Source organism: Bifidobacterium miconisargentati (genome assembly GCF_019331675.1).
GTDB lineage: Bacteria > Actinomycetota > Actinomycetes > Actinomycetales > Bifidobacteriaceae > Bifidobacterium > Bifidobacterium miconisargentati.
On record NZ_JAHBBJ010000002.1, the window covers coordinates 257,667 to 283,435 of the forward strand.

Annotated in this window: 17 protein-coding genes; 10 read left to right on the top strand and 7 right to left on the bottom strand. The window is 61.2% G+C overall.

What is annotated here, in order from left to right:
* Positions 1-59: 59 nt before the first annotated feature.
* From mtrA to KIH81_RS02270, 3 genes are read left to right on the top strand one after another with little or no spacing between them, the layout of a single operon-like run.
* Positions 60-794 carry an MtrAB system response regulator MtrA gene (gene mtrA, locus KIH81_RS02260; RefSeq protein ID WP_214303872.1) on the top strand — a complete coding sequence of 245 codons (735 nt, stop codon included), beginning with the start codon at positions 60-62 and terminating at the stop codon, positions 792-794.
* Positions 794-2,530, top strand: a complete 1,737-nt coding sequence (gene mtrB / locus KIH81_RS02265) for an MtrAB system histidine kinase MtrB (RefSeq protein WP_214303873.1) — start codon at positions 794-796, stop codon at positions 2,528-2,530. The genes mtrA and mtrB overlap by 1 nt, the downstream gene beginning before the upstream one ends.
* The gene (locus tag KIH81_RS02270; protein WP_214303874.1) at positions 2,520-4,259 is read left to right on the top strand and encodes an LpqB family beta-propeller domain-containing protein; all 1,740 of its coding nucleotides are present in this window, start codon (positions 2,520-2,522) and stop codon (positions 4,257-4,259) included. The genes mtrB and KIH81_RS02270 overlap by 11 nt, the downstream gene beginning before the upstream one ends.
* A gap of 101 nt (positions 4,260-4,360) precedes the next feature.
* Here the strand turns inward: KIH81_RS02270 and KIH81_RS02275 are convergent, their stop codons facing one another.
* Both KIH81_RS02275 and KIH81_RS02280 read right to left on the bottom strand, forming a co-directional pair.
* On the bottom strand, positions 4,361-4,756 hold the full coding sequence (locus KIH81_RS02275; protein ID WP_214303875.1) for a putative toxin-antitoxin system toxin component, PIN family: 396 nt from the start codon (positions 4,754-4,756) through the stop codon (positions 4,361-4,363).
* Positions 4,756-5,046, bottom strand: coding sequence for an AbrB/MazE/SpoVT family DNA-binding domain-containing protein (locus KIH81_RS02280; protein WP_214303876.1), 291 nt, complete (start codon positions 5,044-5,046; stop codon positions 4,756-4,758). Before KIH81_RS02280 ends, KIH81_RS02275 begins: the two co-directional genes overlap by 1 nt.
* A 904-nt stretch (positions 5,047-5,950) precedes the next feature.
* Here KIH81_RS02280 and KIH81_RS02285 point away from each other — a divergent pair.
* Entirely contained in the window at positions 5,951-11,140 is a 5,190-nt protein-coding gene (locus KIH81_RS02285; RefSeq protein ID WP_214303877.1) for a SpaA isopeptide-forming pilin-related protein, read from the top strand.
* A gap of 1,104 nt (positions 11,141-12,244) precedes the next feature.
* Here KIH81_RS02285 and KIH81_RS02290 read toward each other — a convergent pair.
* Positions 12,245-12,514 (bottom strand): hypothetical protein, encoded by a 270-nt coding sequence (locus tag KIH81_RS02290; protein WP_152208730.1) that lies wholly within the window; start codon positions 12,512-12,514, stop codon positions 12,245-12,247.
* A gap of 325 nt (positions 12,515-12,839) precedes the next feature.
* Here KIH81_RS02290 and fruE point away from each other — a divergent pair, with 325 nt between their 5' ends.
* The 6 genes from fruE (at position 12,840) to KIH81_RS02320 (ending at position 20,718) form a co-directional block, all read left to right on the top strand.
* Entirely contained in the window at positions 12,840-13,829 is a 990-nt protein-coding gene (fruE, locus tag KIH81_RS02295; protein ID WP_214303878.1) for a fructose ABC transporter ATP-binding protein FruE, read from the top strand.
* A gap of 150 nt (positions 13,830-13,979) precedes the next feature.
* Positions 13,980-15,521, top strand: a complete 1,542-nt coding sequence (gene fruK, locus KIH81_RS02300) for a fructose ABC transporter ATP-binding protein FruK (RefSeq protein WP_214303879.1) — start codon at positions 13,980-13,982, stop codon at positions 15,519-15,521.
* Between the two features lies 1 nt (position 15,522).
* Complete coding sequence (gene fruF, locus KIH81_RS02305; protein WP_214303880.1) at positions 15,523-16,593, top strand: fructose ABC transporter permease FruF; 1,071 nt, start codon at positions 15,523-15,525, stop codon at positions 16,591-16,593.
* Positions 16,590-17,609 (top strand): fructose ABC transporter permease FruG, encoded by a 1,020-nt coding sequence (gene fruG, locus KIH81_RS02310; protein ID WP_214303881.1) that lies wholly within the window; start codon positions 16,590-16,592, stop codon positions 17,607-17,609. The genes fruF and fruG overlap by 4 nt, the downstream gene beginning before the upstream one ends.
* A 583-nt stretch (positions 17,610-18,192) precedes the next feature.
* Positions 18,193-19,653, top strand: a complete 1,461-nt coding sequence (locus KIH81_RS02315) for an MFS transporter (RefSeq protein WP_214303882.1) — start codon at positions 18,193-18,195, stop codon at positions 19,651-19,653.
* 78 nt (positions 19,654-19,731) lie between these two features.
* On the top strand, positions 19,732-20,718 hold the full coding sequence (locus KIH81_RS02320) for a D-2-hydroxyacid dehydrogenase (RefSeq protein ID WP_214303883.1): 987 nt from the start codon (positions 19,732-19,734) through the stop codon (positions 20,716-20,718).
* Positions 20,719-20,817: 99 nt separating this feature from the next.
* Here the strand turns inward: KIH81_RS02320 and KIH81_RS02325 are convergent, their stop codons facing one another.
* The 4 genes from KIH81_RS02325 to KIH81_RS11995 all read right to left on the bottom strand — a co-directional run bounded on the left by KIH81_RS02325 (position 20,818) and on the right by KIH81_RS11995 (position 25,597).
* The gene (locus KIH81_RS02325) at positions 20,818-21,237 is read right to left on the bottom strand and encodes a glycerophosphodiester phosphodiesterase (protein WP_214303884.1); all 420 of its coding nucleotides are present in this window, start codon (positions 21,235-21,237) and stop codon (positions 20,818-20,820) included.
* Between the two features lie 468 nt (positions 21,238-21,705).
* The gene (locus KIH81_RS02330) at positions 21,706-22,470 is read right to left on the bottom strand and encodes a TM2 domain-containing protein (RefSeq protein ID WP_214303885.1); all 765 of its coding nucleotides are present in this window, start codon (positions 22,468-22,470) and stop codon (positions 21,706-21,708) included.
* A gap of 107 nt (positions 22,471-22,577) precedes the next feature.
* A complete protein-coding gene (locus KIH81_RS02335; protein WP_214303886.1) occupies positions 22,578-22,883 on the bottom strand; it encodes a YhbY family RNA-binding protein in 306 nt (101 codons plus the stop codon).
* Positions 22,884-23,080: 197 nt separating this feature from the next.
* Complete coding sequence (locus KIH81_RS11995) at positions 23,081-25,597, bottom strand: energy-coupling factor transporter ATPase (RefSeq protein ID WP_236029163.1); 2,517 nt, start codon at positions 25,595-25,597, stop codon at positions 23,081-23,083.
* Positions 25,598-25,769: the final 172 nt, after the last annotated feature.

The following is a 25,769-nucleotide window of genomic DNA, read 5'->3' on the forward strand; positions in this document are numbered from 1 at the left end:
GCGGTTTTCGCGCGCAGGTGGTGCAAGCGGGCGGGCGGACATTCGATGAAAGGCGGGCAATGGCGACCATTTTCATTGTGGACGACGATCAGGCCATCGGCGAGATGCTGTCCCTGGTGCTGGAGAACGAGGGCTTCCAGACCGTGACCTGCATGGACGGGTTGCGGGCCGTGGAGATGTTCCCCACCGTCCAGCCCGACCTGATCCTGCTGGACGTGATGCTTCCCGGTCTCGACGGCACCGAGGTGGCCCGTCGCATCCGTCAGACCTCCAACGTGCCGATCATCATGCTCACCGCGAAATCGGACACGCTGGACGTGGTGGCCGGCCTTGAAGCCGGAGCGGACGACTACGTGCCCAAGCCCTTCAAGGTGGCCGAACTGCTGGCCCGCATCCGCGCCCGGTTCCGCATCGCGCGTCCGGCCGCGGAGAACGCCGGAGCCGCAGGCGGAGCGGGGGCGAACGGCACGCCCGCCGAACCCGTGAACCACGTGGAACGCGGCAGCATCGTCATCGACCGTTTGGAGCACACCGCCACCAAGGACGGCAAGGATCTCAACCTCACCCCGATGGAGTTCGAGCTGCTGTTCGTGCTCGCGGCCGCCGCGAGCGAGGCCATCAGCCGCTCCGCTCTGCTCAAGAACGTGTGGGGCTACGAGAACTCCGGGGACACGCGCCTGGTCAACGTGCATGTGCAGCGCCTGCGCGCCAAGGTGGAGGACGACCCGGAGAACCCGCAGATCATCCAGACCGTGCGTGGCATCGGATACAAGTTCGTGACCCCCGAGGGCTGATGAACGTGCCGAAACTGCGCCGCAGCTTCAGTTTCAAACGGCTGCTGCGCCACGGCCGCGCCGAGGTCCGCCGTTCCCTGCAGGCCCGTACGGTGGCGCTCACCGTGATTCTCACGCTGGCGGTGGCCATCGTGTTCTCGATGGTCTCGATGGTCTCGGTGCGCGCTTCGCTGCTCACGCAGATCACGTCGCAATCGCGCGCGGACTATTCGAACATGGTCCAGCAGGCGCAGACCAGCCTGGACGCGGCGGACGTCTCCGCCACCGTGCAGATCCAGCAGCTCGTCAACGACCTGGCCTCCACACTCCAGTCGGACGGTTCCTCGAATCTGGTGGGCGTCTACCTGTGGAGCCGGGACACGTCCTCGCCGCGCTCCATCATCCCCGTCTCCACCGAGCCCAGCTACGAATCGCTGATTTCGGACGACCTGCGCTCCGCCGTGGCCTCCGACGTGGACGACAACATCTTCTACCAGCCGGTGAACCTGCCCATGGAATCGGGCGGCGGCCTGCCCGGCTCAGGCACGCCTGGCGCGGCCCTGGGCACCACGCTGGAATTCGGCGTGGCCGGCAACCTGGAGTTCTTCGCCATCTATTCGTACACGCTGCAGGAACAATCGCTCATGCAGATCCAGCTCAACCTGCTCGCCATCTGCGCGCTGCTGGCCATCGCGGTGGGCGTGGTGATGTGGATGGTGATCCGTGGCATCGTGCGACCCATCGAATACGTGGCCTCCGCCGCCGAGACACTGGCGTCCGGCGATCTGGACACGCGCGTGGACGTGAACCGCAAGGACGAGATCGGCGTGCTGCAGCGGTCGTTCAACGCCATGGCCGACTCGCTCAACCAGAAGATCGACGAGCTGGAGGAGGCCAGCGTCTCGCAGAAACGCTTCGTCTCGGACGTGAGCCACGAGCTGCGCACCCCGGTGACCACCATGCGCATGGCCTCCGACCTGCTGGAGATGAAGAAGGACGAGTTCGATCCGTCCGCGCGCCGCACGGTGGAACTGCTGTCGGGACAGATCAACCGGTTCCAGGACCTGCTCGCCGACTTGCTCGAAATCTCCCGATACGACGCCGGCTACGCCGCGCTCGATCTTGTGGAGACCGACGTGCGCGAGCCGATCGAGACCGCCGTGGACCAGGTGACCGGCATCGCCCAGGCCAAGCAGGTGCCGCTGCACGTCTACCTGCCGAACGTGCAGGTGCTGGCCCGCATCGACTCGCGGCGCGTGATCCGCATCGTGCGCAACCTCCTGGCCAACGCCGTGGACTTCGCCGAGGACCGTCCGGTGGAGGTGCGCGTCGCCGCCAACCGCAAGGCCGTGGTCATCAGCGTGCGAGACTACGGCGTGGGCATCGAGAAGGACAAGGTCGCGCACGTGTTCGACCGGTTCTGGCGCGGCGATCCCTCGCGCTCGCGCGTCACCGGTGGCACGGGCCTGGGCCTGTCCATCGCGATGACCGATGCGCTGCTGCATCAGGGCGACATCCGCGTGCGCTCCGAACTGGGGGAGGGTACCTGGTTTCTGGTGGTGCTGCCTCGCGACCCCGATGCCGGGCATGTCGCGGACGCCGATCTGCCGGTCGATTTCGCGTCCGCGAGGCCGGACGTGCTGCGCGTGGTCGGCGGGTTCGGCGTGGCGCAGAGCCATGCCGCCGGCGCCACCGAACCGCTGGAAATACGCAGGGACGTCGAGGAACTGACCGCAAGGAGCGACGATGGGGAATAATCGCGATGCCGTACGCAGGCTTGCCGCCGCCGTCATGGCCGCGGTTTGCGGGCTTGCGCTGACCGCCTGCTCCACAGGACCGCTCGGATTGCCAACCAAAGGCGCGGTGCAGACGTTGGCGCCCGCCGAGCAGCAGACCCGCCGCGTGTACACCAACCCGGAGGGGCCGTCAGAGGACGCCCAGCCGGAAACCATCGTCAAGGGCTTCTACGACGCCATGCCGGCCGGCGTGCAGTCCGACGGCTACCGTGTGGCCCGCGAATTTCTGACCTCCGCCGCCTCGTCCGGCTGGAACGGTGACTCCTCGGCCGTGGTGTACGGCGGAACCCCGGAATTCCGCCGCCGCGCCAACACGATGAGCGCGCCGCAAGGGGCGGAAAGCTCGCTGATCGTGGAGGTCCGGCTGCAGGCGATCGGCCTGCTTGACTCGCACGGCGTCTACCGGCCCGCGGACAGCACCAAGACCCGCACGATCTCGTACACGCTCATCAAAACGAAGGGGCAGTGGCGCATCTCCTCGCTGGAGGACGGCGTGGTGATCTCCAGCGCGGACTTCGAGCAGGTGTTCCGTCAGGTATCCGTGTATCAGGTGGCTAAATCCGGCAAGCAGCTCGTGCCGGACGTCAGGTGGCTCGGCTGGCGCAACTGGCGTACGCAGGCGGTCAATGAGGTGCTGGGCGACGTGCCCGGCTGGCTGTCCGGCACGGTGCATGAGGCCGAACTCGGCGCCATCTCGCTGGCCGTGGACTCGGTGCCCCTGAAGGACAGTGCGGTCACGGTGGAGCTCACCAGCGGCGTCACCATGCTCACCAGTGAGGAACGAGCGCTGCTTGTGCACCGCATTCGTTTGACACTGGGGGATGGCAACACCGGATACACGCTGAAGGTCACCGGTGACGGCGTGGACTATTCCGATGCCGACTCCGATGTGAAGCTTGGCACCGACCAGCCCAATGTTGGCGTCTACACGTTGACCGGCGGGCATGTGGTCTCGCTGGCGAGCTCCAGCCCGCTGCGCATGGGCGATGTGCCGGGCTACGACGACGCCAAGGGATTCGTGTTCTCATCCTCCGGCGGCGCGGTACTGCGTGCGGACGGCGTGGTGGAATGCCTCGAATCGGACGGAACGACTTGCGGCGCCATGTTCGACGGCATCCCGATGAAGGCCATCACGGCCGGCCTGGGCGGCGAGATCTGGGCGGTCGACGAGGACGGGCGCGCGCTGTACGTCTCCCATGAACGCAAGGAGACCAAGCTGCAGCCCGAATGGCTCGGCAACACGGATCGCATCATGGCGGTCGCCGTCTCGCCGGAAGGCGCGCGACTGGCATTGGCCGTGGTGGGCGAGGGATTCAACGGCGTGGAGATGACCGGCGTGTCCCGCGACGGGAGCAATACGGTGGATGGCCTGGGCAAGGGCGTCACCACGGTGAGCCTCACCCGCAACGTCGGCATGCTCACGTTCTACAACGATCTCAACCTGGTGTATGCCACGCTGCCTCAGGACGATGACAACCGTCAGGAGGCGTACCGTCAGGTGGCGCCCGGCCCGGCGCAGGTGCAGCGCCTGCCCGACGTGACCGTGGCCGCCATGGCCTCCGGCCAGATCAGCCTCTACCGCCGCCTCGCCGTGCTCGACACGCAGGGCACGGTCCGCTCGGTCTCCGGCTCCCTCGACGGCTCCTGGTCCATCGCCGACAGCCAGGTCACCGCCCTCGGCGCGCAGTAGGTGGAGTAGGTGGAGTAGGTGGGAGCAGTGCGTTTGTCTGGGATTTGGCGGGAATGCGCCTTGCATTGAGTGAGGTGCATTCCCGCCAAACCGGGTGTTGCCTAATGCAGAACGAATCTTACGAATTCGGCCGGGGTCATGATAAGAGGCGTCTCGATATCAACGTCGGTGAAGTCCTTATCTCCGGTCACGAATACGTCCGCGGCCCCGATGATTGCCGAGTACAGTACCGGGTAATCATTCGGATCACGTATTTCGAATAATCCTGGATGGGGAATCAACGGAGTCACAACGGTTTCGAAACTCAGCTGCAACATATACTGTTCCAGTGCGTCGACACGGCTCGGCCATTTTCGGGATACGACCGCTCTCGCTTCTTCAATGGTGAATGTGGAAAGCAGTAATTCGTGAGGTCCCTGGATTGTGCCGGTGAGTACGTCGACGGCGTTGGATGATTGAAAGATGACTGCCGAGAGTAGGACATTGGTGTCAATCATTACTCGCATGGGCCACTGCCTTGTTTGGCGCGTTCGCTGCGAACCTGCTTGATGAGAGCGGTCAAATCGTCCTCATCTTGTAGTCCGGCTTCGGTTGCCGCTCCGGAGAATGACCGCTGCGCACGTTGCAGAGCTTCAAGGCTGGAGTTGCGAAGTGAGATGGAGCCGTCATCCATTCGCACGAACAGGACTTTGTCGCCTTCTCGGATGCCGATGGCTTCCCGTACGTCGGCCGGAATGGTGATTTGTCCTTTGGCAGTGACTTTCGCCATGTTCATTACCATGCTCATAATGGACTCCTTGAGTAATGAATTCCTTACTTGCATGATAGTTGATGCTGCTGGAAAAGGTATATCTGGCATATTGATCGTCCTAACGCTGGGGGCTTATTCCCGGTCGATGGAAACAAGCTTCGGTGACTGGGCATGATCTGGTTTCGGCATACTCTGCCGACTGGTCTACTTTCGTCAGCCTTTTCGACCAGTAACAACCTAGGAGCACGGTTCCGGCGCCGCTACCGCCGGTAATAGGAATATGAATATGACGACGCCCCCATGCGTAGCAACTGCGTTGTTCCAGATTACCATGCTCTGTTTTGGAGCCATTGAAGGTTGAGCTGTTGAGCAGACGTTCTGATGGACCTCTCGTAGGCAAAGCGGTCGGCGAAGTCTCTGCGTAACATAGCCGGTTTTTCTGGCTCCCCTCTCTGAGGACGTTGCCGTGAAGCCAACAGCAGAGCTGTTTGTAGGCAACGTGCGAGACGGCAGTCGAGCCAACAGAACGCGAACGGAGTTCGTCCTTAGTTGCAGGATGAGCTGTCGCCGGAGGCGACTGAAGTGTCTTCTGGCTCCCCTCTCTGAGGGGAGCTGTCGCCGGAGGCGACTGAGGGGAGCGCCACGGTTGGATTGCCGTCTCTTCTCCATCCCATCTCCCGTCCTCCATTCCCATTCCGCGACACGATGCCCACTATCCGACCCCTTCAAAGTCTTTGGGGGGGGTATTCGTTGCCTTAGATCACATGGGGTCATGCCCGCTATCGGGCCGTTTTTCTCGTGCGGGGTCGCACGGGGAGTGGCGAGTGGTTCTTTCGGTGGCGTGGGTGTGGCTTGGTGATGGTCCCCCGATGGGGTGGGAACTGGAGTATGCCCGCTTCTCAATCGGGGCCGTACTGGTAGTTGAGAAGGAGTGGACCCCATGAACAGGGTGGAAACACGAAGAAGGGGATTGCCTCACGCATGCCGTGCCGTATTGGGCTTGCTGCTTGCCATGGCGACCCTGCTGGCGATGGCGTTGCCGTCGAACACCGCATACGCGGCGGATGGTGATGCGGATTGTTCGGCCACGACCCTGCCGGTCAAGGAGGACGGCACGTCGGTGACTTGGCCCGAGGTTCGCCAGTACATCGACGAGAACTTCACGGGTTCCAAGGTGTTCGCCGATGCCGTCTACGACGCAATCTGCACATCCGGGCAAGATTACACAGATGCCAGTAAATATGACAATGGGGAAGCCACTCATGATGCAGCTGGCGTAGTTAGATATTTTGGTCTTAACAGTGCTGGGACTGATCCAACAATTATTACTATTACAGCTCCGTTAGAAGATAACGCTGTATTGACTGGGATTGGTTTATTGCGTAATACTGGGCGACTGGTAATTAAAAATACCGGAAACCATAAAGGTCTTGATTTCATAGAAGATGCCTATAAGCCAGTGGATATAGACCATGTCACTGATAATGATCCCATGGGCCCGAGTGTGTCGATTGATGGTGCATCAGATGGTGTATTTCCTGAAGGTCTTACCGTGCTTCCTGCAAGACCTTACGCTTTGAACTTGCCAAGAGCAATGGGTAATGGTCTTATCACATTTCCTAGTGCCGATTATCAGCGACTGATTGCAAATATCGTTCGTAAGCCAAACGCAAATGGTACGACAATTGTGGTTGATACGCAGTTGGTGGGACGCAAAGCGGCTGTGAATCTTGCAAAACTTGCTGAGGCGGATTCAGTAGATGGTCCATATCCTCTGCCGGGAGACGGAATGGTGGGTGATATTCTACCGAACAGCGAGATTAAGCGGGTCACTAATTCCGCTGTAAACGCAGCTTCTGATACGAGTGATGCAATATCGGCCAGCGGTAATGAAATCACATTTCAGATTCCTGCAGAGGGGTCTAATGCGGAGTATTTGGTAACTTACTCTTTTGGTTCGCTTTATAATTACTACGCGGATGTCGCTCTACAGAGAAACTCTCCTAATTACACATACCAAGTAGATGCCAATTATTTCAATCAGGTGCAGGTCTTAGGAAAGAATCTAATTCTTTCTGATTTGCGATTCAAAAAAGTAGACGAACAAGGTAATCCTCTTCCCGGTGCGAAATTCAGCCTCACAAAGGATGGTCAACCTGCGCAGAAAGCAAAGGTTGAGAATGGTCAAGTCCAGTTGGATGCGAATGGTGATCCTGAGTGGGAACTTGTTGGCGTGCTGACTTCGGACAAGGACGGTCTCGTAGATGTCCCATATCTTGAGCCGGGCGAGTACGTCATCACCGAGACTTCGGCTCCGGAGGGTTATGAGCCGGATGCCACGCCGCAGAAGGTCACGGTAACTGCCGATGCTGAGTCAAAAGCTCAGTGTGGGAATCAGGACGTATCCAGTTCATCTGCTGTAATCGTTTGCGGTGGTGAAGGTAGCAGTATTAAGGCCTTCGGTGATCATGTGAATGCCACCGCCGGTTTTAAGCGAGCCACCAATCTGGACATGGCATGGGGCTCCGGCGAAGGCAATATGCGCCTGGATTCAGGTTCCAGTATGGAAAGCCTGGATAACGGTGTCTACATCAAAAACAACGGTGACTATGTCAACTTTGTAGAAGCTAAGGTTTCGAAAGCAGACGGCACGGAGCTGACCCCGCTTAACTCCACAGACGACAATGTGTCAGTGAAGATTACGTCGGTTAAGGGCAATACGCAGACGGTGCTGACGAATGCTTCATTGAACGACGCCAAATCGTATGTGAACAACCTGATCTATTCCGAAGATCAGAATGGTGAACCTCTGTACGGTTTGACCGCCGACAACGCGCTGATCGAAGTGACTGGCAGCACGAAGGTCTATTACGCGCCCCAGGCCGCCGACCATATTGACGCAACCATCACGAACAAGAAGAAGCTTCAGCCGGTGGATGTGAGTCTGCAGGCCACGAAGCACTATCAGAAGGCTAGTGGCACTGAGACGGATATTCCGGCTGGCAAGTCGTTCAACTTCGATCTGACACCGACGGATGACAATGCGAGAATCCTGTCCAAGGATGCATTGACCGCCATGGTCAACTCGACGACGAAGACTGCCACGTGGAATCTGCCGCAGATTACGTCGGACATCTACGAGAATGCCGCGAAGACGAATGATGTCGCGTCGTTTAACTTCACCGCCAGCGAGCAACAGGGCACGGATTCGACTATCGATTACGACACGAAGACGGTTCCGGTGCGTTTGGATGTTTCCAAGGTTGTTGCCGATGCCGATAAGGGCACTCCCGCCGGTCTGAAGGTCGAGGTGTTCGTCGATGGCCAGTCGAAGGGTTCCGCGACCAGTGGCGAGAAGTCGGGTTCCGTCACAGTTTCGGCCAAAGACTCCGGTATTTCCTTTACGAACGAGGAGAAGAAGCCGGAGACCACGAAGGTGACGGTGACGAAGGTCTGGAAGGGCTCCGACAACAGCGACATCACGAATACGGATGGTTTGCCGTCCGTTGATGTCAAGCTGCAGAGCGCCACCGCCGAGAATCCGTCCGATTCGGATTGGTCGGATGTCAAGGACAAGACCGCCACGCTGAGCAACGACAACCAGTGGTCCGCTTCTTGGGATGGTCTTCCCAAGACGGACAACGGCAAATCCATCAAGTACCGTGTGGTCGAAACCAAGGTTCCGGATGGCTATACGTCCGCTGTCGGCACGTCCGAGGACTCCGACGGCAACTGGTCGGTGACGATTACCAACACCAAGAAGAAGCCTGAGCTTACCGAGGTGTCGGTGAAGAAGACCTGGTCGGATGGTGCTACCGATACGCATGATAACGATTCGGTGACGGTGACGCTCCAGCAGGTCGTGGACGGCCAGACCACGAACGTGCAGGACCGGGATTCAATCACGTTGAACAAGGACAACAATTGGTCCGGTTCGTGGAAGGATTTGCCGAAGACCACTACGGATGACAAGACCATCGTGTACACGGTGACGGAGTCTGGTGGCCCGTCGGGCTATACGCCGACGATCACGCAGGGCACGAAGGACAATAACTGGACGATTACGGTGGAGAACAAGAAGCCCGATACGCCCACGCCGACGGAGACTTCGGTGACGGTGACCAAGAAATGGGCCGACGGCAACGCCAACCATGACGGTGATTCGGCTGAGGCCACGTTGGAGCGATCTACGAATGGCAAGGATTGGGCCAAGGTCCAGCGTGATGATAATCCGGTCACGTTGAACGCAGACAACAATTGGACCCATACGTGGGACAAGCTGCCGACGACCGTGGATGGCAAGACCGTCCGGTATCGCGTCGTCGAGACCAAGGTGAATGTGTCGAACGGTAAGACGTACACGTCCGCGGTGTCGCCCGCGAGCATCGAGGGCGGAGATGTGACGATTACGAACACGCCGTCCGAGACGCCGAAGACCGGTTCGTTCTCGTTCACGAAGGTGGATGGTGACGGTCATGCCCTGCAGGGTGCCGGGTTCACCTTGTACCGGGATGGGACCGTGGTCGCGGGCCCGGTGAAGTCGAACGCGGACGGTGTAGTGTCGTTCTCCGGTTTGAGGCCGGGCTCATACACGTTGGTCGAGACCGGGGTCCCGGGCGGCTATCAGGCCGCTGGCCCGTACACGGTCACGGTCGATGAGAACGGCAACGTCGCAACCAGCCTGCCGACGGGCAACAGGGTCGTGGATGAGAAGACTCCTCCGGACACGTATGGGTTCTCGTTCGCGAAGGTGGATGCGGATACCGGTGACGGTCTGTCTGGTGGCGAGTTCACGCTGAAGAGCAAGGACGGCACTACGGTCGGCACGGCCGCTGCCGTGGATGGCGAAGTCTCGTTCACTGGGTTGAAGCCGGGCTCGTATACGGTCACGGAGACGAAGGCCCCGAGCGGGTATGAGTTGCCGTCCCCAGCCCCGTCGTTCACGGTCACGATCGGTGACAAGGGTAAGGTCACGTTCTCGAATCTGGGCGGGCTGGTGTCGTGCAAGATCGGTACTCCTGACGGTCAGTGTGATTTGATGGTTGGTAACAAGCCCACGACGCCTCCGCCGCCGGAGAATCCTAAGTATCCGTTCGGGTTCACGAAGGTGGATGAGAGCGGCAAGGCGTTGGCCGGTGCTACGTTCCAGCTGTTGGACGCGAATGGCAACGTGGTCGCCACTGCCACGTCCACGGCGGACGGCAAGGTTTCGTTCGGTCAGGTCGCTCCGGGAACCTATACGGTCGTGGAGTCGAAGGCTCCTGACGGATATGACAAGGTCGCGGACTTCACAGTCACCATCGGGCAGGATGGCGTTGTGACTGGTCTGCCTGAGGGCGGCAAGGTCGTGGATAAGCCGACGACTCCTCCGCCGCCGGAGAATCCGGAGTATCCGTTCGGGTTCACCAAGGTGAACACGGATGGCCAGCCGCTTGCGGGCGCCACGTTCCAGCTGGTGGATGCAATCGGGAACGTGGTCGCCACGGTGACCTCGGGTGCGGACGGCAAGGTGTCGTTCTCTGCTGTGGCTCCGGGTTCGTATACGGTCGTGGAGACCGTTGCCCCGGAGGGGTATGACAAGGTCGCCTCGTTCACCGTCACCATCGATGACCAGGGCAATGTGACCGGCCTGCCTGCGGGTGGCCAGGTCGTGGACAAGCCTACGACACCGCCGAAGAAGCCGAAGTATCCGTTCGGGTTCACCAAGGTGAATACGAAGGGTAAGCCTCTTGCCGGTGCGACGTTCCAGCTGATTGACGCGAGCGGGAACGTGGTGGCGACCGTGATCTCCGGTGCGGATGGCAAGGTCGTGTTCTCTGCGGTGGAGCCTGGCAGGTACACGGTCGTGGAGTCGAAGGCTCCCGACGGGTACCAGAAGGTGGATTCGTTCACCGTCACCATCGATGAGGACGGCAGCGTGTCCGGTCTGCCTGCGAATGGGCAGGTGGTGGATAAGCCGGTGACTCCGCCGGATGTGCCTCCGACTACTCCTCCGACCACGCCGCCTACGCCTGGGTTGCCTCCGACTGGTGTGTCGGTGGTGGCCATGGGTGTGGTTGCCGCTGGTGCGGCGTTGATGGGCGTGATCGTGGATTGGCGTCGGCGTCGCATGCGTGGACGGCATTCCTGACGGGTTGCGTCTAGGTAGTTGAGGGTCTTTGCTGGCTGGGGTTGATTCCCGGCTGGCGGAGGCCCTTTTCTTGTTGGAATGGTTCCTTGAACTACCCCTCAGTCAGCCTGTGGCTGACAGCTCCCCTGACAAGGGGAGCCGAGGAGAGGTGGCGGGCAATGCCCTGGCAGGGGGAACTGAAGAGGAGCGGAAGGGAGCCGAGGAGACAGACTGGCGTTGCCCTTCAAGGGGAGTCGAGGAGTGAGGTGCCCTTTTATAAGGAGTCGGAGTAGGTTCTTGTGTGGGATGATGCGGCGGTTGTTTGGGTTTTGACCGTGTCGTCCCACACCGGCGTTCGGGCTGTGCCGGCGGGTGTGCTCGGGAATGGCTTGTTTCCGGGGATTGCGTGTGCGTCTGGTGTGGGACGATGTGGCGTTTTGGTTGTATATGGCCGTGTCGTCCCGCACGGGTGTGGGATAACTCGGCTTTTTGGTGAATATGGCGGTCTTGTCCCGCATGCCGTCCGTATGGTGGTTGATTGATGGCCGGATGGCGTCATGATGCGTTTCGCGGGATCTTCGCTTGAGATGTTTCGCGGTCGTTCGGATCCGGGAAACGGGTGCTTTTGCACTGAAAGGGATGCCGAGAGACGGATCTGCGGTCGTTTGGGTATGGGGAGGGGATTTTCCATACTCGAAGGGCCGATGATGAGGGGGTGTGGCCCTTTGAGTACAGGAGTCATGTGTTTCTGGACTCAAAGGACCTCTGGGAAGGCATTTCGCGGTCATTTGAATCCAGGAACGGGCTTTTCTGTACTGAAAAGGACGCTGGGGGAGGGATTCGCGGTCGTTCCAGTACAGAAGGGACTCATTACTGTACTCAAACGACCGCAAATCGCCTGTTTGACGGTCTTTTCAATACAGAAGGGACTCGCTTCTAGACTCAAACGACCGCTAGGGGGCGATTCATGCTATGGGGTTGGATGAATGCGATATCGGCCGATGCGGATTTCCGAACTGAGTTCCTCGTGCGTCGGCCTACAAATACGCGAAAGGGCCGGTGCACGGGCGGTCCAAAAGGGAACCGCCGGGCACCGGCCCCGAAAACGGCGAACGGAAGGCCGGATCAGATGCCGCCGTATTCCTTCTTGAAGAGCTCGGCCGGCACTTCGGAGTTCATCGGGACCTCGTAGATGAGGTATTCCATGTTGAACGGGATGTTGAACAGGTGGCGGGTCACGCCATATTCCTCCTTGGTGCCCAGGAAGTTGAAGTTGTCCGGGCACTCGGGCTCCCACTTGGCCAGCAGCTTGGCCGCATCGCCGATCGTGGCGGCCACGCCGGCCAGGTGCTTGACGCCCTCCACCTGCTTGATGATGAGAAACACGGTATCCATAGCTCACCTTTCTTACATAAACCGATGTTCGGTGGTTTGTTATCTATTCGCGGCAACTTCGTCGCCCGGTGCCCGGACGGCAGATGCCACCGCGCAACCACACACTATTATGGCCCGCCCGAACCCCGTAAAACGGCGGATTGGCGCGGTTTCGGACTACTGTTATCAAACCGTTATAGAGCTGTTACCAAACTGTTATCGCTCACGATTGAACATTGGGAGCGTTCACACCATACTAGAGATTGTCGATGGAAAACATCAAAGAAGCTTCCATCAATGTGAGTGAACGATCACTCAGAGGAAAACTGCTCGAGGAGGAGTATTCATGAAGAATTGGAAGAAGGCCATTGCCCTCGTTGCTTCCGCCGCCGCTCTGGTGAGCGTCGCCGCCTGCGGTTCCAGCAATTCCGGTGACGGTGGTTCCAGTGATTCCGGCAAGAAGGTCGTCGGCTTCGTGGCCGTCGGTCCTGAGGGCGGCTTCCGTACCGCCAACGAGGACGACATCAAGGCCGCGTTCAAGGACGCCGGCTTCGACCTGCAGTACTCGCCGACCCAGAACAACGATCAGCAGAAGCAGATTCAGGCATTCAACAAGTTCGTCAACGACGAAGTGGACGCCATCATCCTGTCCTCCACCGAGGATTCCGGTTGGGATGACTCCCTGAAGAAGGCCGCCGAGGCCGAGATCCCGGTCTTCACCGTGGATCGTAACGTCGAGGTCAAGGACTCCGAGGCCAAGAAGGCCATCGTCTCCCACATCGGCCCGTCCAACGAGTGGGCCGGCCAGCAGGCCGCCGAGTTCGTGAACAAGAGCTTCCCGGATGGCGCCAACGGCTTCATCCTGGAAGGCCCCGCAGGCCTGTCCGTGGTGAAGGATCGTGGCACCGGCTGGTTCGACAAGGTCGCCTCCAACATCAAGGTTCTCGAGTCCCAGTCCGCCAACTGGTCCACTGATGAGGCCAAGACCGTGACCGCCGGCCTGCTGGACAAGTACAAGTCCGAGAACCCGCAGTTCATCTTCGCCCAGAACGACGAGATGGGCCTCGGTGCCGCTCAGGCCGTTGACGCCGCCGGCCTCAAGGGCAAGGTCAAGATCATCACCATCGATGGTACGAAGAACGCCCTGCAGGCCCTGGTTGACGGCGACCTCTCCTTCGTGATCGAGTACAACCCGATCTTCGGCAAGGAGACCGCTCAGGCCGTCAAGGACTACCTCGATGGCAAGACCGTCGAGAAGGACATCCAGATCGAGTCCAAGACCTTCGACGCCGCCAGCGCCAAGGAAGCCCTGGACAACGGCTCCCGCGCCTACTGATCCGCCACTGAAGGCCATCAGCAGCACAACCGATAACTGAACCGAACAAGCAGTGATGGTGTGAGAGGAATCGCTTCCTCCACACCATCATTCATGTCTGGCTCAAATATCACAAAACGATAACAAACCCCTTCTCGATAAGGCAAAGACATGACAGACAAAACCCCTATCGTCGTGATGAAGGGCATCACGATTGAATTCCCGGGCGTCAAGGCTTTGGACGGTGTCGATCTGACCCTCTACCCGGGCGAAGTCCACGCCCTCATGGGTGAGAATGGCGCCGGTAAGTCCACCATGATCAAGGCTCTGACCGGTGTGTACAAGATCAACGCCGGCACCATTCTGGTGGATGGCAAGCCGCAGCAGTTCAACGGCACGCTGGATGCGCAGAACGCCGGCATCGCCACCGTGTACCAGGAAGTGAACCTGTGCACCAACCTCTCCGTCGGCGAGAACGTGATGCTGGGCCACGAAAAGCGCGGCCCGTTCGGCATCGACTGGAAGAAGACCCACGAGGCCGCCAAGACCTACCTGGCCCAGATGGGCCTCGAGGCCATCGACCCGCACACCCCGCTGAGCTCCATCTCCATCGCCATGCAGCAGCTCGTGGCCATCGCCCGCGCCATGGTCATCAACGCGAAGGTGCTCATCCTCGATGAGCCTACCTCCTCCCTGGACGCGAACGAGGTGCAGGATCTGTTCAAGATCATGCGCAAGGTCCGTGACTCGGGCGTGGCCATCCTCTTCGTCTCCCACTTCCTCGATCAGATCTACGAGATCACCGACCGTCTGACCATCCTGCGCAACGGCAAGTTCATCAAGGAGGTCATGACCAAGGACACCCCGCGTGACGAGCTCATCGGCATGATGATCGGCAAGTCCGCCGCCGAACTTTCCCAGATCGGCGCCAAGAAGGCCCGCCGCGAGATCAAGTCCGGCGAGAAGCCGATCGTGGACGTCAAGGGCCTGGGCAAGAAGGGCACCATCAACCCGGTCGACCTCGACATCTACTCCGGCGAGGTCGTCGGCTTCGCAGGCCTGCTGGGCTCCGGCCGTACCGAGCTCGGCCGACTCCTGTTCGGCGCCGACAAGCCGGATTCGGGCACCTACGAGCTCAACGGCAAGCAGGTCAACATCTCCGATCCGTACACCGCCCTGAAGAACAAGATCGCGTACTCCACCGAGAACCGCCGCGACGAGGGCATCATCGGCGACCTGACCGTCCGCCAGAACATCCTCATCGCCCTGCAGGCGACCCGCGGCATGTTCAAGCCGATCCCGAAGAAGGAAGCGGACGCGATCGTCGACAAGTACATGAAGGAACTCAACGTTCGCCCCGCCGACCCGGACCGCCCGATCAAGAACCTCTCCGGTGGTAACCAGCAGAAGGTGCTGATTGGCCGCTGGCTGGCCACGCACCCCGAGCTCCTGATCCTCGACGAGCCGACCCGTGGTATCGATATCGGCGCCAAGGCCGAGATCCAGCAGGTCGTGCTCGACTTGGCCGCCAAGGGCATGGGCGTGGTCTTCATCTCCTCCGAGCTGGAAGAGGTGGTCCGCCTGTCCGACGACATCGAGGTCCTCAAGGATCGCCACAAGATCGCAGAAATCGAAAACGACGACACCGTCTCCCAGGCGACCATCGTCGAAACCATCGCCAACACCAACGTGAACACCGGAAAGGAGGCATGAGATGGCTGAAAAGGCAAAAGAAGAGGGCAACGCTCTCGTCAAGAAGCTCCTGAGCAACAACCTGACCTGGTCGGTGCTCGCGTTCATCCTCCTGGTCATCGTCTGCACCATCTTCCAGCATGACTTCCTCGCTCTGAGCTGGAACGACAACACCGGCGGCCTGGCCGGTCCGCTGATCACCATGCTGCAGGAATCCGCCCGCTACCTGATGATCGCCACCGGCATGACCTTGGTCATCTCCACCGCAGGCATCGACCTTTCGGTCGGTTCCGTGATGGCCGTGGCCGGCGCCGCAGCCATGCAGACCCTGTCCAACGGCACCAACGTGTGGGTCTCCATCCTCATCGCCCTCGCCGTCGGCCTGGCCATCGGCTGCATCAACGGTGCGCTGGTCTCCCTGCTCGGCCTCCAGCCGTTCATCACCACCCTGATCATGATGCTCGCCGGCCGTGGTATGGCCAAGGTGATCACCTCCGGCCAGAACACGGACGCCTCCGCCGTGGCCGGCAACGAACCGCTCAAGTGGCTCGCCAACGGCTTCATCCTCGGCATCCCCGCCAACTTCGTGATCGCCGTGGTCATCGTGATCCTCGTCGGCCTGCTGTGCCGCAAGACCGCCATGGGCATGATGATCGAGGCCGTGGGCATCAACCAGGAAGCCTCCCGCATGACCGGCATCAAGCCGAGGAAGATCCTCTTCCTCGTGTACGCCATCTCCGGCTTCCTCGCGGCCATCGCCGGCCTGTTCGCCACCGCATCCGTGATGCGCGTGGACGTGGTCAAGACCGGTCAGGACCTCGAGATGTACGCCATCCTGGCAGTCGTTATCGGTGGAACCTCGCTGCTCGGCGGCAAGTTCTCTCTCGCCGGCTCCGCTGTCGGCGCCGTGATTATCGCCATGATCCGCAAGACCATCATCACCCTGGGCATCAACGCCGAGGCCACCCCGGCCTTCTTCGCCATCGTGGTGATCGTGATCTGCGTGATGCAGGCTCCGAAGATTCATAACCTGGGCGCTGAAATGAAGCGTAAGCGTGCGCTCAAGGCTCAAGCTAAGGCGGTGGCAGCATGACAACAGCTACGGCAAACAAAGTGAAGGCTCCCAAGAAGGGCTTCAAGATCGATCGCCAGATGATTCCGACCCTCGCGGCCGTGGTGATCTTCATCCTCATGATCATCATGGGTCAGGCGATGTTCGGCACCTACCTGCGTCTGGGCTTCGTCTCCTCCCTGTTCATCGACCACGCCTACCTGATTATCCTGGCAGTGGCCATGACCCTGCCGATCCTGACCGGCGGCATCGATCTGTCCGTGGGCGCCATCGTGGCCATCACCGCAGTGATCGGCCTCAAGCTCGCCAACGCGGGCGTCCCCTCCATCTTGGTCATGATCATCATGCTGCTCATCGGCGCCGTGTTCGGCCTGCTCGCCGGCACGCTGATCGAGGAGTTCAACATGCAGCCGTTCATCGCCACGCTGTCGACGATGTTCCTGGCTCGTGGTCTTGCCTCCATCATCTCCACCGATTCGCTGACCTTCCCCGACGGAAACAACTTCAACATCATCTCCGCCGAGATCAAGATCATCGATCGCCCGAAGATCTCCCACGATCTGACCATCAACGTCGGCGTGATCATCGCCCTGCTCGTGGTGGTGTTCGGCTACATCCTGCTGCACCACACCCGCACCGGCCGCACCATCTACGCCATCGGCGGCTCCCGCTCCTCCGCTGAGCTCATGGGTCTGCCGGTCAAGCGCACGCAGTACATCATCTACCTGACCTCCGCCACGCTGGCCGCCCTGGCCTCCATCGTGTACACCGCGAACATCGGTTCCGCCAAGAACACCGTGGGTGTGGGCTGGGAGCTCGACGCTGTGGCCTCCGTGGTCATCGGCGGCACGATCATCACCGGTGGCTTCGGCTACGTGCTCGGCTCTGTGCTCGGCGCACTGGTCCGCTCCATCCTCGACCCGCTCACCACCGACCTTGGCGTGCCGGCCGAATGGACCACCATCGTGATCGGCCTCATGATCCTCGTCTTCGTGGTGCTGCAGCGCGCCGTGATGGCGGTCGGGGAAAAGAAATAGCCGACCGTGATTGACAACCGGCATAACTGAAGAACAACTGAAGAATAATTGAATATCGATAACTGAATATGCATAACTGAATAGGCGGGCAGCCTTCCGGTTCCGTACGCGGCCGGTCTTCATTGCCGAGACCGGCCGCGGAACGAAACGGTACGCCACGGGTTGCACGCCATGATTTCCTTTCTCTCTCTCCTTTTCTTCCTTTCATCGCACTTTGGGGCGCGGCCTGGGTTTCCGGGTCGCGCCCCGAAGTGCTTTCGGCGTTTATTGCGGGTATGCGGACCGATTGCGTGGCAAGGTGTACTGCGGTGTACCGCGGCGCGCTGTGATGCGCTGTGATGCGCTGCGCGATTGACGGCGCGGGACACGCCGGCCCCCGTATGCGGGCATCCCACCGATGACCTAGACTGCGAAGTGGCTATTTTGAACAGCGCGCCAGTGAGCCGGAAGCATATGTCGAAAGTTGCTGAAAACGATCGGCCGTTCGAGCGCGTAGTACCATCATGCCGGTTGGTAAACCTGACATTCCGCTTGTTGACACCGAACGTATGGGAGCATCATGCCTGAAGCAGAGACGAAACACATGAACGCGGGGATCGGATCCGCGGATTCCGAGAGGATTCCGGCCCGACTGATCGGTGCCATCGTGGCCGTGGGATCGCTGGCCTTCATCGGCATCCTCACGGAAACCGTGATGACCGTGCTCTTCCCGGCCCTCATGCGCGAATTCCACGTGGACACCGCCACCGTGCAGTGGATCACCACCATCTACCTGCTGTCCGTGGCGGCCACCATGCCCATCAGCTCGTTCCTCAAGCGGCGCTTCCGTCTGAAGGCCATCTTCCTTGCGGCCGTGGCGTTGGGGGTCGTCGGCTCGCTCATCATGATCTTCGCCACGGCTTTCCCGCTCATGATCGTGGCCCGCATCATCCAGGGCGTCGGCTCCGGCATCGCCACGCCGCTGATGATCAATATCATCCTTGAACAGTCGCCGCGCTCCAAGATCGGCCGACTCATGGGCGTCGGCTCGCTGGTGATCACCGTGGCCCCGGCCATCGGCCCCACCGTGGGAGGCGCGGTGACCAGCGTGCTGCCGTGGCGCGCCATCTTCGTCATCGCGGTGCCGCTCATGCTCGTCGCCGCGGTCATCGGATGCGCCTGCATCGAACAGCGCACGCCCACTGAGGCCGCATATCTTGACCCGATCCAGCTGGGCTCCATCATCATCGCGCTGGTTGGCCTGGTGCTCGCCCTTAACCAGGGCGGCGTGGCCGTCAGCGCTGCCGTGAGCGGGGGAGCGGCCATGAAGTCCGGCATCGTGGCCATGGTGAGCCTGATGGTTGGCCTGGGGGCGCTGCTGCTGTTCGCCGTGAGCTCCAAACGCGCGTTCTCGCCGTTGCTGCGCCTCGGCATCCTGCGCGACCCGGCCGTGTTGCTGCATGCCCTGGCCTACACGCTGCTGCCGCTCGTGGCCATCGGATACGGCTACGTGATCACGAACGTGGCCCAGCTGTCGCTCGGTGCCAGCGCGTTCGTGGCCGGCTCGCTGGTGCTGCCTGGTGCCTTGGTCGGTGCCGTGTGCGCGCCCGTGGGCGGCTGGTTCTACGACAAGTTCGGTGCGGTCAAGCCCATTCTCATCCCGCTCGGCATCGCCATTCTGGGCCCGGTGCTGATGCTGGTCTTCTCGATGCACCTGACGCCCGTGATGCTGGCCGGCTTCTACTTCATCTTCGGCTTCCTCTACGCCATCGGCAACGCCAACGTGATGACCAGCGGTCTTTCGGAAGTGCCTCACCAGTTCCGCCCGGACGGCAACGCCATCTTCAACACCGGCCTGCAGTTCGGCGGCGCGGCCGGTACCGCGCTGTTCTCCACGATTCTCGCCGTGGCGCAGGCCGGCGCGGGCGAGGAGGGCACGCCGCGGTTTGCGCACGCCACCGCCGTGGGCGGCGCATGGACGTTCGCCACGATGATCGTGATCTGCGTGATCGGCTGGGGTTGCCTGGCCACCGCGTTCCGCATCCGCGCGCGCCGGTCTCGCTGATCGTCCGCGGGGCGATTGATTCCGATGGGGTCTTCCGTGCTCCATCAATATCCGCCCTGCCGCCTAGGTTGGTGAACCATGGGAATCGAGAACACGCATAAGCTGATCGTCAACTGCCTGCCGCTCAACGAGGCCGAACGCCAGGCCTTCACCAAGGCCGCGCGCGGGGTGCCGCAGGAATTCGTGGGCGATGAGTCCCAGCGCGGCGACATGGTATGGCATGCGAACGTTCCCGAGGAACTTAAGGCGCAGGCCACCGCCGTCATCGGCAACTTCCCGGCCGCCGAGGCCGCGAAATACACGCGCATCGAATGGCTGCAGACCTTCAGCGCCGGCGTGGACGCCTACGTGCGCCCCGGCGTGCTGCCGCGCGGCACCATGGTGACCAACGCCAGCGGTGCATACGGTCGCAGCGTGTCCGAGCACCTGTTCTCCATGATGTGGGCCCTGATGAAGAACCTCAACCGGTACGCCTCGAACCAGCGGGACCATCGCTGGCGGGACGAGGGCTCGGTGCTGAGCCCGGAAGGCGGCATCGCGCTGATCATCGGTGCCGGGGACATCGGCTCGCACTTCGGCGTGCTGGCGCAGGCCGTGGGCATGCGCACGTTCGGTGTGCGTCGTCATGCGGATGTGCCCGCGAAGGGCATTGAGAAGATGTATGGTTTCGACCGTCTGGACGCGCTGCTGCCGCTGGCCGACGTCATCGTGCTGGCCGTGCCGCGTTCCCCGCAGACGCATCATCTGCTGGATGCAGCACGACTGGCCAAGCTCAAGCCCACGGCCATCGTGCTCAACGCCGGCAGGGGAGACGCCATTGACGCCGAAGCCCTGAGCGCGGCGCTGGCGGCCGGACAGCTGCGCGGTGCGGGACTGGACGTGACCGAGCCGGAGCCATTGCCGGCCGAAAGCCTGTTGTGGGACGAGCCTCGCTGCCTGATTACGCCGCATGTGGCCGGTGGCAACCATCTGAAGGAGACCTCCGAGCAGATCATCCACATCGCGCTCGCCAACGTCTCCCGTTATGCCAAGCATCAGGAGCTCATCAACTTGGTCGGCCGGTAAGGCGGGATAAAAAAGGTGTGCGACGCCGTTGTCGCACACCTTTTTGCGTTCGCAATGGAGCCGGATGCAATGGCCGGTTCTTATTGCCGACTTATCGACTCACCACTTGTTGGCGCCGTTGCCCTCGAAGTCCACCTTGAAGCCGCGCTGGTAGTGCAGGAACATGGCGGCACCATAGCGGTCGACCGGGCGATGCGTGAACAGCATACGGATGGCGAACGCGGTCTGCACGTCCTCCGGCAGGGCCAAGAAAGCCTTATGCGCGTCCCAGTAGGGGGTCGTGGTGATGGCGGCGTCCGGCACGTAGGCGTAGCCATAGCCATCGTCGTTCACGTAGCCCATGAAGGGCAGGTCCCATGCGTTGTGGTTGGTCAGCTGCTGTTTGAAGTACTCCACCTCATCCAACGCCTGCTGGCTGATGCCGAAGCTCTTGGCCACTTCGTTGGCCTTGGCCGTCTTGGCCTCCGGGGTCTTGCCGAACATATCGGGGTCGACGACGATGACTTTTTCTTCCGCCATGATGATGTCCTTTCGCTTCGATGGCGACTCCAGGCGGGCCGTCACGACTACTGTCCTATGATGTTCGTTTAGCTATGTAAACGCACATCATATATCTTCCGGCTGAAGGGAAGATATCTTGCACATTGGCTTGTGCTGGTTCCTAAGCGTAACACTGAAAATATTGAAATAAAGCCGTTTTGTAAAGTATTAACCTAGCAGTAACGGTGTTGGAAGATTCTGTTCCGGTGTGTCTGTGTCTGTTCATTTGGAATATAAAACGCACATTCATGATGTGCGTTTTTGCGGTGAAGAGGACAACAAAAACGGCCATGGACATTGCAGTGAGTCCATGGCCGGCGTGTCGGATTGTGCGCGAGAGGCTTCATCGATGACTGGGCGGAAGCCGGTGGGGAGCCATCCGCATGGGAATGCCCGTCGATGGTCGTGTACCGACCTCAGCGGGCGATCGTAGCTACGGATTGACGGCTAGTCCGTCAGCTCCTGACCGTTGGCGTCCTTGTGCCACGGCGAGCCGTACTGGCTGGAGATGATGAGGATGCCCTCGACCAGACCCCAGATGGCGGCCGCGATCGGGCCCAGGCCGAGCAGAATCCAGCCGACCAGCGTGAGCAGCAGCTGTGCCACGGCCTTGCCCGTGTATCCCAGATAGAAGTTGTGCACGCCCAGGGAGCCAAGGAAGATGCCCAGGAGGCCGGCGGCCATCTTGGACTTGGTGGAGTAGCCCGCGGCGGGGTACTGCGGCGCGCCGTACGGGGGCTGGGGCTGCGTGTACGGATTGGCGGGCTGGGAGTACTGCGGTTGCGCATACTGCTGCTGGCCATAAGCCTGCTGTCCGTAAGGGGCGTTGGGCGCCTGCTGGCCATACTGCGGCTGGGCGTAGGCGTTCGCCCCCTGAGCGTAATCCTGCGTGCCGGGCGCGGGCTGCTGGTAACCGTTCGGTGTGGCCTGACCGTAAGCGTTCTGGCTGTAGGCCGGCTGTCCGTAGGCTCCCGGCTGGGCATAGGCGTTGGTCTGCGAAGCGTATTCGGTGCCGGCCTGTCCGTAGACGGACTGTTGCGGCGTGGCGTATCCGGACTGCGGCTGGCTGGTTGGGGCGTTGTATGCCGGGTTCTGCGAGGCGTCGGCCTGCGGCTGGCCGTCCGGATTGGCCGGAATGTATGGTTGTTGGTTATCGCTCATCGTTGGGTCCCTTCTCTGAACGAACGGCATTGGACCGTTGCTGTCCACCATCTTCTCACGTTTTGTCGAAGAGCGGAACCGTGCGGGCGGCGCGGGGCGCTTTCCGCATACGAAAAAGGCTTCCCACTCGGGAAGCCTTGGACGACGATTCGTCGTGATTACTCGCGCACGAGCTTGATGTGCTCCACATCCTTGCGCTGGGAGCGGCGGTAGATCACGAAGCGGTTGCCGATGGACTGCACCACTTCGGCGTTCAGCTGCTCGGCCAGCTCCTCGGCCGCCTCCTTGGCGGTCAGACCGGAGCCGTCCTGCACGGCGCACTTGATGAGCTCGTGCTTCTCGATGGTCTCGTCGGCCTGCTTGATGGCGGCCTCGGTCAGGTCGTTCTTGCCCACGTAGAACAGGGGCTTCAGGGAGTTGGCCAGCGCACGCAGCTGCTTGATTTGCTTTTTGGTCAATGCCATGGGAATTCCTTACGTTTCGATAACCCCAACAGCATACCCGCCGGGCGCGTCATGCGGTACGGATGAGCCGTTTCGCGGCATCGGGCCTGCGGGCTATGCCATATGCCGCGGATTGTCTGCTGGCATCGCTCGCCATCGTATCGCCGCAACACAGGCCCGGCTATGAAAGCAGGGGTTGCTTTCTACTGATGATGGTTTTACAGCACCACAATCGCGGCGATATACGCGATCACCGCTGTGGCGAACACCGCATCGCGCAGGGCCGGGGCGAAGACTCGCCAATGCGTGCGGGAGATGCCCTCCTCATAGCAGCGCGCGTCCAGTGCGAGCGAGAGGTTATCCGCATGACGCAGCGTTCCCGCGAACACCGGCACGATGATGGCGCTCATCGCCTTGACGCGCTGGGCGAGCGAACCGGTCTCGATGGATCCTCCGCGGGCCGCCTGCGCATCGACGATGGCGCGCGTCTCGCCGGTCAGCGTGGGAATGAATCGCAGGGCAAGACTCATCACCAGCGCAATCTCCTGCGTATGCAGGCCGAACCGGGAGAACGGGCGCAGCAGGGCCTCGAAGGCATCCGTCATGGCAGTGGGCGTGGTGGTCATCAGGAACATCGCACCCATGATGATGACCAGCGCGAAACGGCAGGTGTACAGCACCGCGATGGTCACGCCGTCATCGGTGATGCTCAGCGGTCCCCATGCGAGCAATGGCGTGCCGGTGCGTACCACCACCAGATTGCACAGGCTCATCAACGCGAGCAGGGCCAACAGGGGGTGAATCGCGGCGAACACGCGAATCGGGTTGAGCCGGGCGGCGGCCATCACCGCCAACGTGAGCGCTACGCCCAGCGCCAGCTGTACGGGTGTGTTCACGGCGAACATCGTGAACATCGCGGCCAGGAAGCCCACCATCTTCGCGCGCGGGTCCAGCCGGTGGATCGGGGAGCGACGGTCGCGTCCGGAATCGCCGGATGCCGCGGACGTGGGCTGTTTCCTGGTGTCCTCCGACGCCGTGACGTCTGAAAGGTCCGACTTACGTCCGCCGGTACTGCGGGCTGCCGGAGAATCGCCCATGGCGGTCCGCGGGATATTTGCTGGGGCTGCTGGGGTTGCTGGAGTTGCTGGAGTTACTGGAGTTACTGGAGTTACTGGAGTGGCATCCATCGGCGTGGAAGCGCTCCGGGCCCTATCCGATTGGCTGGTTTCGGCGGCGGCCGGCATGCGCACCACATGGTCGGCAAGGGCCTCGGCCTCCGCACGGTCGTGGGTGATGATGAGCATCGTGACGCCACGCTTGCGTAACGTTTGCAACAACTCGTGAATGCGAGCCTTGGCATGCACGTCGAGACTGGCCGTCGGCTCGTCCATGATCAGCACATCCGGACGGCATGCCACCACGCCGGCGATGGCCGCAAGCCGCTGCTGGCCTCCGGACAGATCGAACGGGGAACGGTCCGCCAGATGCTCGATGTGGAGCATCGACAGGGCCTCGCGCACGCGCTCGTTGACTTCCGCTTCGCCCAGTCCCTGATTGCGCGGGCCGTACGCCACGTCCTCGGCCACCGTCTCCGCGAACAGCTGATGCTCGGGATGCTGCATCACATATCCCACATGACGGCGCAGTTCCGCAAGCTGCCTGCGATTGGCGGGTTTTGGACGCGCCACGGGAATGCCGGCCACCTCGATACTGCCGGAATCCGGCTTGGCCAAGGCGCACAGCAAGCGGACCAGCGTGGACTTGCCGGAGCCGTTGGAACCCATCAGCGCGACGGTCTCGCCCTGCCGAATGGAGAAGGACAGGTCGTCGATCACCGGTTGCTCGCCGCCCGCATACCGATAGGTCAGATGCGAGACACGGATGACGGCCGGCGGGGGAGTGGTGTTTGTCGTCGATGTGGACAGGTCGGAGAGATCGCTGAGCAGTGGCAGCGGGGCGGCCGGATGACTGCCGTAATGCGGGTTGTCTACGGCCGATGATTCCCCGGTTTCCAGGCATTGTGCGGCGGCGTTGCCGGGCGCATCCTCGATGATGTGGCCGGACCGCATATGGATTACGCGGTCGGCGTGGCACGTCTCGTCCGTGTGATGGGTCACGTGCACGATGGTGGTGCCGCGCTCCTGCAAGGCGTCCAGCACGCGCATCACCTCGGCCCGGGCGGTCTCGTCCAGCATGGCGGTGGGTTCGTCCAGCACCAGCATGGACGGGTTCATGGCCAGCATGCCGGCGATGGCTGAACGTTGCTGCTGGCCACCGCTCATACGTGTGGGGTCGGCGCGGCGAACGTTTGCCAAGTCCACGGCTTCAAGGCTTTGCTGAATACGTTTGCCGATAATCGCGCGGTCAAGTCCGAGATTCTCCGGTCCGAAGGCCACGTCATCTTCAAGCACGGTGGTGACGAGCTGGTCCTCGGGATTCTGGAACACCACGCCGATGCCGCGGCGGGCCGCACGGTATTCGGCCGCGTTCGGGCCGTCATCCGCGAAGACGCGATGACCGAGCAGCGTCACCTTACCCGCGTCCGGGGCGGTCAGGCCTGCGATGAGACGGGCCAGCGTGGACTTGCCGGAGCCGTTCGGGCCCACCAGGCACACTCGCTCGCCGGCTTGGATAGTCAGCGAGACATCATCCAATGCCCAGGTGGAGCCGTGGTCGTAACTGAAACGGATGTTTCTTAGCTCAGCGGCGGTGGGGGAGAGGGGAGAAGCGGTCATGTATCGGCAATCCAGGGAATGTGTGTTGGGTAACGGGTTGTAAAAGTGAAAAGCGGAATGAGGAAGATGTTTTTGGCTCCCTCTCTGAGGGGAGCTGTCGAACGCAGTGAGACTGAGGGGAGCGGCTTTCCGTGGTGCTCCCCTCAGTCAGCTTCGCTGACAGCTCCCCTCA

What these genes read in the sequence shown, in the direction of transcription:
- mtrA (WP_214303872.1), top strand. Translation starts at nt 60, where the DNA reads ATGGCGACCATTTTCATTGTGGACGACGATCAGGCCATCGGCGAGATG.
- mtrB (WP_214303873.1), top strand. Translation starts at nt 794, where the DNA reads ATGAACGTGCCGAAACTGCGCCGCAGCTTCAGTTTCAAACGGCTGCTG.
- KIH81_RS02270 (WP_214303874.1), top strand. Translation starts at nt 2,520, where the DNA reads ATGGGGAATAATCGCGATGCCGTACGCAGGCTTGCCGCCGCCGTCATG.
- KIH81_RS02275 (WP_214303875.1), bottom strand. Translation starts at nt 4,756, where the DNA reads ATGATTGACACCAATGTCCTACTCTCGGCAGTCATCTTTCAATCATCC.
- KIH81_RS02280 (WP_214303876.1), bottom strand. Translation starts at nt 5,046, where the DNA reads ATGAGCATGGTAATGAACATGGCGAAAGTCACTGCCAAAGGACAAATC.
- KIH81_RS02285 (WP_214303877.1), top strand. Translation starts at nt 5,951, where the DNA reads ATGAACAGGGTGGAAACACGAAGAAGGGGATTGCCTCACGCATGCCGT.
- KIH81_RS02290 (WP_152208730.1), bottom strand. Translation starts at nt 12,514, where the DNA reads ATGGATACCGTGTTTCTCATCATCAAGCAGGTGGAGGGCGTCAAGCAC.
- fruE (WP_214303878.1), top strand. Translation starts at nt 12,840, where the DNA reads ATGAAGAATTGGAAGAAGGCCATTGCCCTCGTTGCTTCCGCCGCCGCT.
- fruK (WP_214303879.1), top strand. Translation starts at nt 13,980, where the DNA reads ATGACAGACAAAACCCCTATCGTCGTGATGAAGGGCATCACGATTGAA.
- fruF (WP_214303880.1), top strand. Translation starts at nt 15,523, where the DNA reads ATGGCTGAAAAGGCAAAAGAAGAGGGCAACGCTCTCGTCAAGAAGCTC.
- fruG (WP_214303881.1), top strand. Translation starts at nt 16,590, where the DNA reads ATGACAACAGCTACGGCAAACAAAGTGAAGGCTCCCAAGAAGGGCTTC.
- KIH81_RS02315 (WP_214303882.1), top strand. Translation starts at nt 18,193, where the DNA reads ATGAACGCGGGGATCGGATCCGCGGATTCCGAGAGGATTCCGGCCCGA.
- KIH81_RS02320 (WP_214303883.1), top strand. Translation starts at nt 19,732, where the DNA reads ATGGGAATCGAGAACACGCATAAGCTGATCGTCAACTGCCTGCCGCTC.
- KIH81_RS02325 (WP_214303884.1), bottom strand. Translation starts at nt 21,237, where the DNA reads ATGGCGGAAGAAAAAGTCATCGTCGTCGACCCCGATATGTTCGGCAAG.
- KIH81_RS02330 (WP_214303885.1), bottom strand. Translation starts at nt 22,470, where the DNA reads ATGGTGGACAGCAACGGTCCAATGCCGTTCGTTCAGAGAAGGGACCCA.
- KIH81_RS02335 (WP_214303886.1), bottom strand. Translation starts at nt 22,883, where the DNA reads ATGGCATTGACCAAAAAGCAAATCAAGCAGCTGCGTGCGCTGGCCAAC.
- KIH81_RS11995 (WP_236029163.1), bottom strand. Translation starts at nt 25,597, where the DNA reads ATGACCGCTTCTCCCCTCTCCCCCACCGCCGCTGAGCTAAGAAACATC.